This is a genomic window from Pseudomonas sp. S36, assembly GCF_016647875.1.
Classification (GTDB): domain Bacteria; phylum Pseudomonadota; class Gammaproteobacteria; order Pseudomonadales; family Pseudomonadaceae; genus Aquipseudomonas; species Aquipseudomonas parafulva.
Genome location: NZ_JACVVG010000002.1, coordinates 146,027 through 158,910, shown reverse-complemented (window position 1 = coordinate 158,910; position 12,884 = coordinate 146,027). Strand labels below are relative to the sequence as shown.

The following is a 12,884-nucleotide window of genomic DNA, read 5'->3' as shown; positions in this document are numbered from 1 at the left end:
CCTGGGTGTTGCTATCTATCTGGAGAAGTCATGCCGCGCCGCACTACCAACGACGAACCCTGTCCCGTTGCTCGCGCCCTCGATGTGGTGGGGGATCGCTGGTCGCTGCTGATCGTGCGCGATGCGTTCGATGGCACTCACCGATTTGGCGACTTCCAGCGCAACCTGGGCATGGCCCGTAACATCCTGTCCGACCGCCTGCGCAAACTGGTCGAATCGGGCATCCTCGACACACGGGATGCCTCGGATGGCACGGCTTATCAGGAGTACGTGCTGACGCCGCAGGGGGAAAACCTGTTCCCCTTGGTAGTGGCGCTGCGCCAGTGGGGCGAACAGCATCTGTTCGAGCGCGGCGAACGCCATTCGGTGCTGATCGAAACTCGCACCGGCAAGCCGATTGCTCGCATGGCGCCACAGGCCAACGATGGTTCCGTGCTGTCGCCTGCTGCGACCGAAGTGCGGAAAGTGAAGTAAGGCGAAATGCGCCTGGCTGTGATAGCCACGATCAGCGCACGACAAAAAGCGCAGCGTACGGCTGCGCTTTTTCTCTCCCGCTGCGACGCTTCTGCATTTTCCTCCGCGAAGCCCCTATGCGGCGCCTAGCTCGAAAAGCGACAGGAGCACATAGAGACCGAAATCTTGGCTAACCTGTTGCCCCGCAAGGCCTTTCACGCCGCTGCTCAGCCTCACAAACTACTTCATGGCGCACATTTTTCATGGCCGAAAATTTAATGGGCCTGCCCAGCCAGCGCGGTAGACTGTCGTCGCTAGCCGTTTTTTCAACCGAGAGGCATACCATGAAGTCGCGTATTCGGCTGTGGGCAGGTGTGGGTTTGCTGGGCTTGGGCGTCAGCCTGGGCGCTGTGGCCGCCGGGCCGGGCGAGGGCCCGGGCGCACCCGGCCCGCAGCCACCCAGTGAGGCTGGGCCTGGCGCTGCGCCTGACCCTGCGCCAGGCCGGGCGCTGAATTCACGCGATGAAGTGCAGCAAACCCAGCCGCCACGCCCGGGCTATTACCAGGATATTCCGCGGCGCCACGGCGATGACCGGCCGTGGCGTGGCGATGGCCCTGGCCGTGGGCCTGGTGAAGGCTGGCATGGCCGGCCCGACGGGCAGGGCAGCGGTTGGGGCCCTGGGCCGCGGTACCGGCCGGGGCAGACCGTGGAGCGCTTTCCTGACCAGTACTGGAAGGTGCCCTACGGCGGCCGGGACTACTTCTACTCAGGCGGGTATTGGTACCGCCCACACGGCAGGGAATACATCGTGGTGGCACCGCCCCACGGGGTGCGTGTGGACTACCTGCCGCCCTATGCCCGGGAGGTGACACGGGACGGCGCACTGTTCTACCTGGTGGCCGATACCTACTACCAATACCTGGATGACAGCCGCCAGTACGTGGTGGTCAACCCACCTGCCGTCGCGCCGCCGCCTGGGCCTGGGCCGGCAGAACAAGGCGGGTACGACGTGGTGGCCTACCCGATGTACGGCCAGGGCCCGCAGCAGCAGGAGCAGGACCGTTACCAGTGCCATCGCTGGGCAGTCAGCCAGTCAGGCTTCGACCCCGCCACCGCAGCCTATGCGCCCCCGGCACCGGTTGTGGATAACTACCGCCGGGCGCTGGGCGCCTGCTTCAGCGGCAGGGGTTACAGCATCAACTGAGGCGTGCCCGTCAAAGAGGGTCGGCGTGCACGATCACATCCGCCTTCGGGTAATGCTGGCGGATCACCTCCGAGGCCTGCACGCACAAGCTGTGGGCCTGGTGCAGAGGCAACTGGCCGGGCAGTTCGATGTGCAACTGCACGAACCACTGGTTGCCTGACATGCGCGTGCGCAGGTCGTGCACCCCCTGTACCCCGTCGATAGCCAGCACTCGGCGGGCCATGTCATCGCTGACATCACCCGGCAGCTCCTGGTCCATGAGGATGGCCGTGCTTTCACGGGCAATCTGCAAGGCGCTCCACAAGATGTAGAAAGCGATGCCCAGGCCGAACAAGGCGTCAAGTTGTGGCCAGCCGAAACGGGCCAGCAGCAATGCCAGCAGGATGCTGCCGTTGAGCAGCAGGTCGGAGCGGTAATGCAGCGAGTCGGCGCGCACTGCCGTGGAGCCCGTCACCCGTATGACCTTGCGCTGCAAGGCGAGCAACGCGACCGTGAGTGCCAGCGACAACAGCATCACGGCGATACCCACTGCCGTGTCGCCCAAGGGTTGCGGTGCCTGCAGGCGCTCGACCGCCTGCAGGCCGATCAGCACCGCACTGCCGCCGATGAACAGCGCCTGTGCAATGCCGGCCAGGGCTTCGGCCTTGCCATGGCCGAAACGGTGGTCGTCATCGGCGGGCCGCAGCGCATAGTGCACGGCCAGCAGGTTGAGGAAGGAAGCCACTGCATCCAGTGCCGAGTCGGTCAGCCCGGCCAGCAGGCTGACCGAACCGCTCAGCCACCAGGCCAGCGCCTTGCTCACCACCAGAATACTGGCTACCGCCAACGAGGCGCGGGTAGCCAGGCGCAGCAGGCGCTGGTGTTCGGCCGGGGTCGTCATGGCAGGGCCTCGCGGGGTCAGGCCGCAGGTGCCAGGCCCAGGCTGGCCAGCTGCTCCGCGCTGCCGCGGTGCTGGATAAGCCGTGGGTCGTCCAGCGGCAGGCGCTGGCCCAGTTCGCTTTCAAGAATGGCTTGCAGCTTCAGGTTGTCCACCTTGCCATCCGGGGTGACGGCATTACGCAGCTTGGCGGGGTCTACCTGGGCGGTTTGGCCGCGTGGGTAGTAGATGGCACCGGTGGCGAAGTCGACGCCAAAGGCGACCAGCCCCGGGATTACGTAGAACAGAATGCCGATGGCATCGAGCACGGCAATGGCCGGGTCGACCTTGCCGTCGATCTGGCCGCGACGGTCTGGGTAGAAAATCGTGCCGCAAGCCGTCAGCTGGGTCAGCAGGGTGACGACGAGGGCGCCACCGATTACGCGGGATGGGATGCGCATGTAGATCTCCGGAGGGCATTCAGCAGGGCAGGCAAGGCGCCCGCAACCAACAGCTAAGACCATGATAGAGCAGGGTCGGTTCGCCGTTATACTCGCGTCTCTGTTCGAGGGCCACCATGATTTCTTTACCGATCGATGCCGTTTTGCCTGCGCTGCGCCAGGCCTTGCAAGCCCGTGATGAAGCGGTGCTCGAAGCACCGCCCGGCGCCGGCAAGACCACCCGTGTGCCGCTGGCATTGCTGAATGAACCCTGGCTGGGCACCCAGAAGATCCTGATGCTCGAACCGCGCCGACTGGCTGCTCGGGCTGCTGCCGAACGGTTGGCCAGCGAGTTGGGGGAAAAAGTGGGCGAAACGGTGGGCTACCGCATTCGGCTGGACAGCAAGGTAGGGCCTGCGACGCGCATCGAAGTGGTGACCGAGGGCATCCTGACCCGCCGCTTGCAGGCCGACCCCGCGTTGGAGGGGGTGGGGTTGCTGATTTTCGACGAATTCCACGAGCGCAGCCTGGATGCCGACCTGGCCCTGGCCCTTGGCCTGAACGGTCGGGAGCTACTGCGTGACGACCCGCCGCTGAAGATTCTGCTGATGTCGGCCACCCTTGAAGGGGAGCGCCTGTCTCGGCTGTTGGGCGATGCGCCGGTGGTCAGCAGCCAGGGGCGCATGTACCCCGTGGACATCCGCTGGGGGCGGCCGTTTCAGCTGGGTGAGTTCATCGAGCCTCGGGTCGTCGACAGTGTGCTCAATGCCCTGGCCGACCAGGCCGGCAGCCTGCTGGTCTTTCTGCCGGGGCAGGCGGAGATCCGCCGCGTCCATCAGAGCCTGGAGGAGGCCTTGGCGGATCGCCCCGAGGTTTTGCTGTGCCCGTTGCACGGTGAACTGGACCTCAGTGCCCAGCGGGCAGCGATCAACCCAGCCCCGGACGGGCGACGCAAAGTGGTGCTGGCAACCAATATCGCCGAAACCAGCCTGACCATCGAAGGCGTACGCGTGGTCATTGATGCCGGGCTGTCGCGGGTGCCGCGCTTCGACCCAGGCAGCGGCATGACCCGCCTGGATACCCAGCGCATTTCCCGCGCCAGTGCTACCCAGCGTGCGGGCCGCGCCGGCCGCCTGGAGCCCGGGGTGTGCTACCGCCTGTGGTCCGAGGCCCAGCACGACCAACTGGCCGCCTATGGCAGTGCGGAGATTCTGCAGGCCGACCTGGCTGGCCTGGCCTTGCAACTGGCCCGGTGGGGCGTGACACCTGGCCAACTGTGCTGGCTCGACCAGCCGCCCACCGCTGCGTTCGCCCAGGCTCAGGACCTGCTGCAGCGGCTGGGGGCGTTCAAACCGGGCAGCCAGGGCCACCTTGGTGAGCACGGCCAGGCGATGGCCGAGTTGCCCGCACACCCACGCATCGCTCACCTGCTGCTGCGCGGGCAAGCCCTGGGGTTGTCGCGCATGGCCTGTGACGTGGCCGCGCTGCTGGGGGAGCGGGATATCCAGCGCGGCGGCGGTGCAGACCTGCACAGCCGGCTGGCGTTGGTCAGCGGTGAGCACAACGCCGGCCGTAGTGGCCAGGGCGGCGTTCAACGTGCCCGACAGCTGTCGCGCCAGTACCGTAACCTCTTGCAAGGTAATGCCCGTCACGCCGTGGCTGACCCCGATCATCCGCGCTGGTTGGGCGCGCTGCTGGCATGCGCCTACCCCGACCGCATTGCTCAGCAGCGCCGCGAAGGCAGTGCGGAGTACCGGCTGGCGAATGGCCGTGCCGCCCTGTTTGCCGAAAGTGACGCGCTGATGAAATGCCCGTGGCTGGTGGTCGCGGACCTGGGCAGCCGCCAGGGCCAGCGGGAGGAACGGATCTACCTGGCTGCCGAGTTCGACCCCGCCCTGCTGGACGATGTGCTGGCCGACCAGGTGCAGCGGATGGACGTTCTCGATTGGGATGAGCGGGAGCAGGTGTTGCGTGCCGAGCGGCAGGTGAAAGTGGGGGAGCTCATACTCAGCCGCGAACCGCTGGCTGGCCTGGACGACGACGCACGCGCCCGGGCATTGCTTGCGCTGGTGCGGCGCAAGGGCTTGAATCTGTTGCCCTGGACCCCTGACCTGCGCCAGTGGCAAGCCCGGGTGGCGTTGTTGCGCCAGCTGGACATGGCCCAGAGCGCGAGCAGCGAATGGCCGGACCTCACCGACCAGGCCTTGCTCGACGGCCTTGAAGACTGGCTACAGCCCTATCTGGGTAAAGTCTCGCGTTTGAGCCATTTTGCTGCCCTGGACTTGCCAACGCTGCTGCGCAACCTGTTGCCATGGCCACTGCCACAGCGGCTGGAAGAGCAGGCCCCGGCCCACCTGCGTGTACCGTCAGGTTCCAGTATTCGCCTGGACTACAGCGAAAACCCGCCGATTCTGGCCGTACGGCTGCAGGAGCTGTTCGGCCTGGCGGACACCCCACGCATTGCCAATGGCCGCCAGCAGGTGAAGCTGCACCTGCTCTCGCCTGCACGGCGGCCCGTGCAGGTGACGCAGGACCTGGCCAACTTCTGGCGTACAACCTATGCCGAGGTGAAAAAGGACCTGAAGGGGCGGTACCCCAAGCATTACTGGCCGGACGACCCTTTGGTGGCCGAGGCCACAGCGCGGGCCAAGCCGCGAGGAACGTGAACCGGGAGGGGGCGCCCGGGGGGCCCCCCCCCCCCCCCCCCGACCCCTCAACCCTCCTGCCTGAGCAAGAAGTTGTACACATCCCCTTCCTCCACGTTCAGCAACGCCACCCAGTCACCGCTGTGGTGCGGCGTGTCCTTGATAGCCCCCACACGGTACCCACGGTGGTCGCGCAAGTGGCACACAAGCCCTTCGTCAGTCTGGCGCAGCGGTTCGATCTTCCAGGGATCCGTTACTTCGGCATGCCAGTAGAAGCCCAGGTATCCATTACGGCTCACCCCCAGCGTCTTGGTTTGTGGGCGCCCTGGAACAGTGATGTGATAGTGCAGGCGGTCATCGGTAGCTGAAAGGTAATGGAAGTCCATCAGTGGTGAGTCCTGCCGCCCACCGGCTTGCAGCCAGTCATCCTCAGGGGTCACGCCCCAGCTGAACTTGTCTGAACTGCGGCTGAGGCGCAGTGGCACAGTGCTGTTGGCTACACGCATGTACAGCCGGGCGCGAAACGAACGGGCGAAATGTGCCTGAATGGCGCTATCCATAGGGGGTTCCTCGAAAGCCTGTTGGGGATAGGCACGCTAATGCAGCATGCCAAACCCCAGCAGGCCGAAGGCTTTCCCTCGTTGCCTCACGCTGCCTGCTGGCCCTCCAGCAGCATGAACAGCCGGTACAGCACCACGGTGCTGTACAACTGCAGGAAGCCGCTGAGGCTGTCCATGATCAGCTCTGTGCCAGGGGACGGGTCGGGCAGGGCCAGCAGCATCAGCCCATCAATCAGCCAGATTGGTGCCAGTGCACCGACCATGCACACCAGAATGCGCATGAAATGGCCCGTGGTCATGCGGGCGCTCTCGCGCATGGCCTGCACTGTCGGCAGGCCGCGCAGTACCAGCAGGTATTCAGCGAACACCAGGTTCACCATGATCCACACACCCGGAATGACGAACAGGGCAAGGCCCGCCATGATCAGCAGCGAGCTGATCAGAATCAGCAGCGCCAGCGGTGGCCACAGTTGCACGGCGCGGGCGAGCAGGTCGCGGTTGGCCACCACCTGGCCGTTGCTGCGGGTGTCGAGAAACAGGATCAGTGCGGCGCTGTACAGCGGGTAGCACAGCAAGCTGATCAGCATGCCGTAGGCCGGTGAAGCCTGGTCGCCCAGCTGGCGGTACAGCAGTTGAGTGATCAGGGCTTCCAGCACCACCAGTGGCAAACACAGTGGCAGGATGGCGCCGAGGTGGCGGTAAAAGAAACTCAGGGAGTCGCGCAGGACGCTCAGCGGATTCATCGGTCAACATCGCATGGCAATTGAAACAGGGCGGTAACTTTAGCCCAAAGCACGCCTGGAGCTGTCACTTGCTGAAAAAAGTTTCACGGCGCAGGTGATTGAATCAGGCGCCGTCACGCCCCATCTTTGATGCTGTCTGTTGCCCTGCTACCCACGAGGTCGCCCATGAATACCGAAGAACAAACCCTGATCGATGGCCTGTTTGGCCGCATCAAGCAAGCCGAGGACCCGAACCAGCCTCGCGATGCCCAGGCCATGGCCTGCATCGAAGCGCACCTGCGTCAGCAGCCGGCGGCGCCGTACTACATGGCCCAGGCGATTCTGGTACAAGAGGCTGCCATCAAGCAGCTGGACGAGCAGAACAAGCAGCTGCAGGCCGAGCTCAAGCAAGCGCGCGCCCAGGCCGAGGCTGCGCAGGCAGGCAATGCCGCGCCTAGCTCGGGCGGCGGCGGTTTTCTGTCGAGCATCTTCGGCACGGGCGGGCGCAGTGCAGCCCCGGCTGCGCAGCCGCAACGGCCTGCTGCGGCCCCCGTGGCACCGTCCGCTGGGGGGTGGCGCGAGCCGTCGGCCCCAGGCTTTTCTCAGCCGCAGGCCCAGCAATCTGGTGTTGGCGCGGCCCCTGCCCCTGCCCGCAGTGGTGCCAGCAGCTTCCTGGGCGGCGCCATGCAGACCGCCGCGGGGGTAGCGGGGGGCGTGTTGCTGGCGCAAGGCATCAGCAGCCTGTTCAACCACAACTCGCAGCCTGAAGAGGTGGTCGAGGTAATCAAGGAAGAACCGTCACCGGCCAGCGACAATGGTGGCTGGAACGACCAGGGTGGTCAGCAGCAGGTGGCCGACAATGGCGGCTGGGGCAGTGACCAGGGCGGTTACTCCGATGCCGACTACGGCAGCGACGAGGGCGGGTTCTTCGACGACGACTCCTACGTCTGACAGGTCTGGCATACTGCTGGCTTTAAAGGGGGGCGCATGGCGCCCTCCTGTCATTGAGCCAGACCAGAGGTGCCGAGGTGAAGAAGATCGCGCTGTTCGCCGATGTGCAGAACCTCTATTACACCGTGCGCCAGGCCCACGGTTGCCATTTCAACTACACCGCCTTGTGGAACCAGATCAGCCGTGAAGGCCAGATCGTCGAGGCGTTCGCCTACGCCATCGACCGTGGCGACAGCAAGCAGCAACAGTTCCAGCAGATCTTGCGCAACCTCGGTTTCGAGGTACGTCTGAAGCCCTACATTCAGCGCAGCGACGGGTCGGCCAAGGGCGACTGGGATGTGGGGATCACCCTGGATGTGATCGATGCGGCCAGCCGTGTGGACCAGGTGGTGCTGGCGTCGGGCGATGGGGATTTCGACCTGCTGCTGGAGCGTGTCATCCAGCGCCACGGCGCCGACGCTGTGGTGTATGGTGTGCCCGGGCTGACAGCCCTGTCACTGATCCGCGCTGCCACCCGCTATGTGCCCATCGAGGGCGCGCTGTTGCTCAAACACTAGGTTTTCCATGGAACGTATTGCTGTCATCGACTTTGAAACCACCGGCATATCCCCGGGTACTGGCTGCCGCGCCACCGAAGTGGCGGTGGTGATGCTGGAGCGCGGCCGCATCGTGGCGCGTTATCAAAGCCTGATGAACGCTGGCGTGCCGGTGCCGGCCTTCGTCGCCGGCCTCACGGGCATCACCACGGCCATGGTGCGCCAGGCGCCGCCGGTGGACCTGGTGATGAACGAAGTCGCCGAATTCGTGGGGGCCACGCCATTGCTGGCCCACAATGCCTCCTTCGACCAGAAGTTCTGGGACTACGAGCTGGGCCGCATCGGCCGTAGCCGCAGCCAGTCGTTCGCCTGCTCCCTGCTGCTGTCGCGGCGCTTGTTGCCAGCGGCGCCCAACCACAAACTGGGCACCCTGACCCGCTGGGCCGGGCTGCCGCAAACCGGCACCGCTCACCGGGCCATGGCCGATGCCGAAATGGCCGCCAACCTGCTGCAACACCTGGCGGGTGTGCTGCGCCAGAGCCATGGTGTGCAACAGCTGTCCCACGACCTGCTGTGCCGCCTGCAGAAAACGCCCGCTGCCAAGGTGCGCGAGGCGTTGGCCAGGTACTGCTGAAAACAGCCAAGTGTGCTGCTGATTTCGCCCCGCTCTGTAACGTAGCGCGCCCAGCGGGCGCCGTTACACTGCACCACCCGTAAACGGATTTCGAGTGTGCCCATGCCTGCCCCCCGTCGCTTTCCCCTGGTGCTGATCGGCGCCTTCCTGGCCTTGTACCTGGTGTGGGGTTCCACTTACCTGTTCATCCGCATCGGTGTGGAAAGCTGGCCGCCGATGCTCATGGCGGGTGTGCGCTTTTTAATCGCCGGGAGCCTGTTGTATGGCTTCATGCGCTGGCGCGGAGCCCCCGCGCCAACGTGGGTACAGTGGCGGGCAGCGGGCGCCGTCGGCTTTCTGCTGCTCAGCTGTGGCAACGGTGCGGTGACTGTGGCCGAGCATGCCGGGGTGGCGTCCGGGGTGGCCGCGCTGGCGGTGGCAACCGTACCGCTGTTCACCTTGCTGTTCGGTCTGATGTTCGGTTATCGCAACTCCAGGCTGGAATGGGCAGGCATCGCGCTGGGGCTGCTGGGTATCGCACTGTTGAACCTGGGGTCCAACCTGCAGGCCAGCCCGATGGGCGCGGCTTTGCTGATTTTTGCGGCAGCGTCCTGGGCCTTTGGCTCGGTGTGGAGCAAGCGCCTGCCGATGCCCCAGGGGCCTATGGCCAGTGCTGCGCAGATGTTGGTTGGCGGCGCTGTGCTGCTGGTGGGCAGCCTGCTGTCGGGCGAGCGCATGACGCACATGCCTACCGCTGCTGGCTGGGGGGCGCTGGCGTATCTGGTGTTCTTCGGCTCCATTCTGGCGTTCAGCGCCTACCTGTACCTGCTCAAGCATGTACGCCCGGCGGCCGCCACCAGCTATGCCTACGTTAACCCGGCGGTCGCCGTGCTGTTGGGCATCGCCTTTGCCGGGGAGCACATCGGTGCCGAGGAGTGCGTGGCGATGGCCGTGATCATCGGGGCGGTGGTGCTGATCGGCCTGCCGCAGTGGCGCAAGGCGCCTCCGGCTACAGGTGAAACCTGCAAGTAGGCCGGGGTGATGCGGTAGACTTGCCGCCTTCGCTGAACCCCCTGATGGTATTGCCATGAATTTCGCCAAACTCGGCCTGATCGAACCGCTGCTGCGCACCCTGCAGCAACTGGACTACACCACCCCCACCCCGGTGCAGGCCAAGGCCATCCCCGCCGTGCTGGCCGGTCGCGACCTGATGGCCGCGGCCCAGACCGGCACCGGCAAGACCGCAGGCTTTGCCCTGCCTGTGCTGCAGCGCCTGGCGCTGGAAGGCGAGAAGGTCGCCCCCAATTCCATTCGCGCCCTGGTGCTGGTTCCCACCCGCGAACTGGCTGAGCAGGTTCACAACAATGTGCGCGAATATGCCGAAAACCTGCCCCTGAGTACCTATGCCGTGTACGGCGGGGTCAGTATCAACCCGCAGATGATGCGCCTGCGCCGTGGTGTCGACGTGCTGGTGGCCACCCCTGGCCGGCTGCTCGACCTGTTCCGCCAGAATGCAGTGAAGTTCAACCAGGTACAGACGCTGGTGCTGGACGAAGCGGACCGCATGCTTGACCTGGGGTTTGCCGAAGAACTGCAATCGGTCTACGCCGCACTGCCGCGCAAGCGCCAGACCCTGCTGTTTTCGGCCACGTTCTCGGACCAGATCCGCATGCTGGCGGGGCTCGCCCTGAAGGACCCGCTGAGCATCGAGGTAAGCCCGCGCAACGCCACGGCTGCCAGCGTCAAGCAGTGGGTGGTGCCGGTGGACAAGAAGCGCAAGCCGGACCTGTTCTGCCACCTGCTGCGCAAGCAGCGCTGGAAGCAGGTGCTGGTCTTCGCCAAGACCCGTAACGGCGTCGATCAGCTGGTTGAGCGGCTGCTGGCCGAGGGCGTGAATGCCGATGGCATCCACGGTGACCGGCCACAGGCGACGCGCCAGCGTGCGCTGGACAGTTTCAAGACACGTGAGGTGCAGGTACTGGTGGCCACTGATGTAGCCGCCCGTGGCCTGGACATCGATGACCTGCCGCTGGTGGTCAACCTGGACTTGCCCATCGTTGCGGAGGATTACGTCCACCGCATTGGCCGTACCGGGCGTGCTGGCAACACCGGTGAGGCGATTTCGCTGGTGTGTGCAGACGAGGTGCAACTGCTGGGCGCCATTGAAGTGCTGACCCGGCAAAGCCTGCCGCGTCACGAGGAGCCGGATTTTATCCCCGAGCACCGGGTACCGTTGACCGATGCCAGTGGCCAGGTGATCAAGAAGCCGAAAAAACCCAAAAAGCCCAAGGAAACCAGCGCCAAGCGCGGTTTGGGCCGCTGGATGGACAGTGCCGAGGCGGGCAGTGCGCAACCGGCAGTGAAGGCCGTGCGCAAGGTGCCCAGCTTCAACGGCGGCCCCCGCAAGCGCAAACCCTGACCCTGTAGGAGCGGGTTTACCCGCGAAACAGGCAGCGCGGTGTATGGCACCGGCTGCGCCGGTGTTCGCGGCTGAAGCCGCTCCCACAGGTCCCTGCTACATCAATGAGTTATGGACAATTCCCTGACGCTTGCAGGGCCAACCAGTGCGCCGCTGCGCGCCCTGCGCGCAGACCGCTGGCAAAGCACGCGGTCAGCAGGTAGCCGCCGGTCGGCGCCTCCCAGTCGAGCATCTCGCCGGCACAGAACACCCCCGGCATGCCTTTGACCATCAACCCATCGTCCAGCCCCTCGAACCGTACGCCGCCCGCGCTGCTGATGGCTTCATCCAGGGGGCGTGTGCGCACCAGGGTGATTGGCAAGGCCTTGATCGCCCGGGCCAATGCATCGGGGTTGGCAAACGTAGCCTGATCGGTCAGCTCGCGCAACAAGGCTGCCTTGACCCCATCGATACCCAGCTGACCTTGCAGATGCCTGGCCATGGATCGCGAGCCGCGGGGCCTGGCCAGGGCCTGGGCAATTTTGTCCACAGGCTTGTCCGGCAGCAGGTCCAGCAACAGCTGCCCCTGGCCGGTGCGGTTGATGGCTTCGCGTACGGCTGCCGACCAGGCATACACCAGGCTGCCTTCCACTCCTTGCGCCGTCAGAATGAACTCGCCCTTGCGTGGGGGGCTGCCCGGCACGCTCAGGGCAATGTTCTTCAGCGGCGCACCGGCGAACTTCTGCTGCAGCAGTGCGCTCCAGCCCTCAACCTCGAAGCCGCAATTGCTGGGCTGCAACGGGGCGATATCCACAGCCCGCTGCGCCAGCAACGCCTGCCAACTGCCATCAGAGCCCAGGCGCGCCCAGCTGCCACCGCCCAGCGCCAGCACCACCACAGCCGCTTCTACCCGCCGTTCGCCCTGTGGATAAGCAAGCCGCAGCGCGCCCTCAGGGCTCCAGCCGAGCCAGCGATGGCGGGTGTGGATAACTACCCCGGTGTCGCGCAGGCGCTTGAGCCAGGCGCGCAGCAAAGGGGCGGCTTTCATGTCGCTGGGGAAAACCCGGCCTGAGGTGCCCACAAACGTTTCGATGCCCAAGCCATGTATCCACTGGCGCAATGCGTCGGCATCGAAGCCACGCAGCAGGGCGTCGATCTCAGGCTGGCGCTCGGCATAACGGCCCACGAACGCCGGGTAAGCCTCGGAATGGGTGATGTTCATGCCCCCCACGCCCGCCAGCAGGAACTTGCGCCCTACCGAGGGCATGGCGTCGAACACCTCCACAGCCAAGCCCGCCTGGGCCAGGGCTTCGGCTGCCATCAGGCCGGCAGGGCCTGCGCCGATGACGACGGCGGGAGGGGATGGGGGGCAGGTAGGGTCAGGCATGGTAGGCAACAGGCTGTGGAAAAGTGGCGCATTCTAGCGCAACCACACCCCTGAGCGTACTGATCAAAAAATGATCATGTCTCTGCAGGCTTTGATTGGTAAGGCCTGCAGCGTCTTT

Annotated in this window: 13 protein-coding genes; 8 read left to right on the top strand and 5 right to left on the bottom strand. The window is 65.3% G+C overall.

Annotated features, from left to right (window positions below):
• Positions 1–30 precede the first annotated feature (30 nt).
• Both IAE36_RS01820 and IAE36_RS01815 read left to right on the top strand, forming a co-directional pair.
• On the top strand, positions 31–474 hold the full coding sequence (locus IAE36_RS01820; RefSeq protein ID WP_201209932.1) for a winged helix-turn-helix transcriptional regulator: 444 nt from the start codon (positions 31–33) through the stop codon (positions 472–474).
• Between the two features lie 323 nt (positions 475–797).
• Positions 798–1,658 (top strand): DUF6515 family protein, encoded by an 861-nt coding sequence (locus IAE36_RS01815; protein WP_201209930.1) that lies wholly within the window; start codon positions 798–800, stop codon positions 1,656–1,658.
• Positions 1,659–1,668: 10 nt separating this feature from the next.
• Here IAE36_RS01815 and IAE36_RS01810 read toward each other — a convergent pair whose 3' ends face one another.
• Together IAE36_RS01810 and IAE36_RS01805 are read right to left on the bottom strand one after the other, a co-directional pair.
• A complete protein-coding gene (locus tag IAE36_RS01810) occupies positions 1,669–2,538 on the bottom strand; it encodes a cation diffusion facilitator family transporter (protein WP_028632726.1) in 870 nt (289 codons plus the stop codon).
• A 17-nt stretch (positions 2,539–2,555) separates the two neighbouring features.
• The gene (locus IAE36_RS01805) at positions 2,556–2,975 is read right to left on the bottom strand and encodes a hypothetical protein (protein ID WP_060481673.1); all 420 of its coding nucleotides are present in this window, start codon (positions 2,973–2,975) and stop codon (positions 2,556–2,558) included.
• Between the two features lie 116 nt (positions 2,976–3,091).
• On the opposite strand from IAE36_RS01805, the gene hrpB reads away from it, so the two are divergent.
• A complete protein-coding gene (gene hrpB / locus IAE36_RS01800) occupies positions 3,092–5,620 on the top strand; it encodes an ATP-dependent helicase HrpB (RefSeq protein ID WP_201209928.1) in 2,529 nt (842 codons plus the stop codon).
• 47 nt (positions 5,621–5,667) lie between these two features.
• Here the strand turns inward: hrpB and IAE36_RS01795 are convergent, their stop codons facing one another.
• A complete protein-coding gene (locus tag IAE36_RS01795) occupies positions 5,668–6,159 on the bottom strand; it encodes a hypothetical protein (protein WP_201209920.1) in 492 nt (163 codons plus the stop codon).
• Between the two features lie 86 nt (positions 6,160–6,245).
• Positions 6,246–6,902, bottom strand: a complete 657-nt coding sequence (locus tag IAE36_RS01790; protein WP_028632722.1) for a YciC family protein — start codon at positions 6,900–6,902, stop codon at positions 6,246–6,248.
• A gap of 165 nt (positions 6,903–7,067) precedes the next feature.
• Between IAE36_RS01790 and IAE36_RS01785 the strand changes: the two genes are divergently transcribed.
• From IAE36_RS01785 to IAE36_RS01765, 5 genes are all read left to right on the top strand, one after another.
• Positions 7,068–7,832 (top strand): DUF2076 domain-containing protein, encoded by a 765-nt coding sequence (locus IAE36_RS01785; protein WP_201209918.1) that lies wholly within the window; start codon positions 7,068–7,070, stop codon positions 7,830–7,832.
• A 77-nt stretch (positions 7,833–7,909) separates the two neighbouring features.
• The gene (locus IAE36_RS01780; protein WP_201210021.1) at positions 7,910–8,389 is read left to right on the top strand and encodes a LabA-like NYN domain-containing protein; all 480 of its coding nucleotides are present in this window, start codon (positions 7,910–7,912) and stop codon (positions 8,387–8,389) included.
• A gap of 7 nt (positions 8,390–8,396) precedes the next feature.
• Positions 8,397–9,002 carry a 3'-5' exonuclease gene (locus IAE36_RS01775; protein WP_028632719.1) on the top strand — a complete coding sequence of 202 codons (606 nt, stop codon included), beginning with the start codon at positions 8,397–8,399 and terminating at the stop codon, positions 9,000–9,002.
• A gap of 102 nt (positions 9,003–9,104) precedes the next feature.
• Positions 9,105–10,013: a drug/metabolite exporter YedA gene (gene yedA, locus IAE36_RS01770; RefSeq protein WP_201209915.1), complete on the top strand. Its 909-nt coding sequence runs from the start codon at positions 9,105–9,107 to the stop codon at positions 10,011–10,013.
• 55 nt (positions 10,014–10,068) lie between these two features.
• Entirely contained in the window at positions 10,069–11,400 is a 1,332-nt protein-coding gene (locus IAE36_RS01765; protein WP_060481668.1) for a DEAD/DEAH box helicase, read from the top strand.
• 109 nt (positions 11,401–11,509) lie between these two features.
• On the opposite strand, the gene IAE36_RS01760 is transcribed toward IAE36_RS01765, so the two are convergent.
• Positions 11,510–12,766 (bottom strand): TIGR03862 family flavoprotein, encoded by a 1,257-nt coding sequence (locus IAE36_RS01760; RefSeq protein ID WP_201209913.1) that lies wholly within the window; start codon positions 12,764–12,766, stop codon positions 11,510–11,512.
• Between the last annotated feature and the right edge of the window lie 118 nt (positions 12,767–12,884).

Coding starts and splice junctions, on each gene's coding strand:
- IAE36_RS01810 (WP_028632726.1), bottom strand. CDS start 2,538: ATGACGACCCCGGCCGAACACCAGCGCCTGCTGCGCCTGGCTACCCGC.
- IAE36_RS01795 (WP_201209920.1), bottom strand. CDS start 6,159: ATGGATAGCGCCATTCAGGCACATTTCGCCCGTTCGTTTCGCGCCCGG.
- IAE36_RS01775 (WP_028632719.1), top strand. CDS start 8,397: ATGGAACGTATTGCTGTCATCGACTTTGAAACCACCGGCATATCCCCG.
- IAE36_RS01760 (WP_201209913.1), bottom strand. CDS start 12,766: ATGCCTGACCCTACCTGCCCCCCATCCCCTCCCGCCGTCGTCATCGGC.
- yedA (WP_201209915.1), top strand. CDS start 9,105: ATGCCTGCCCCCCGTCGCTTTCCCCTGGTGCTGATCGGCGCCTTCCTG.
- hrpB (WP_201209928.1), top strand. CDS start 3,092: ATGATTTCTTTACCGATCGATGCCGTTTTGCCTGCGCTGCGCCAGGCC.
- IAE36_RS01815 (WP_201209930.1), top strand. CDS start 798: ATGAAGTCGCGTATTCGGCTGTGGGCAGGTGTGGGTTTGCTGGGCTTG.
- IAE36_RS01765 (WP_060481668.1), top strand. CDS start 10,069: ATGAATTTCGCCAAACTCGGCCTGATCGAACCGCTGCTGCGCACCCTG.
- IAE36_RS01785 (WP_201209918.1), top strand. CDS start 7,068: ATGAATACCGAAGAACAAACCCTGATCGATGGCCTGTTTGGCCGCATC.
- IAE36_RS01820 (WP_201209932.1), top strand. CDS start 31: ATGCCGCGCCGCACTACCAACGACGAACCCTGTCCCGTTGCTCGCGCC.
- IAE36_RS01805 (WP_060481673.1), bottom strand. CDS start 2,975: ATGCGCATCCCATCCCGCGTAATCGGTGGCGCCCTCGTCGTCACCCTG.
- IAE36_RS01790 (WP_028632722.1), bottom strand. CDS start 6,902: ATGAATCCGCTGAGCGTCCTGCGCGACTCCCTGAGTTTCTTTTACCGC.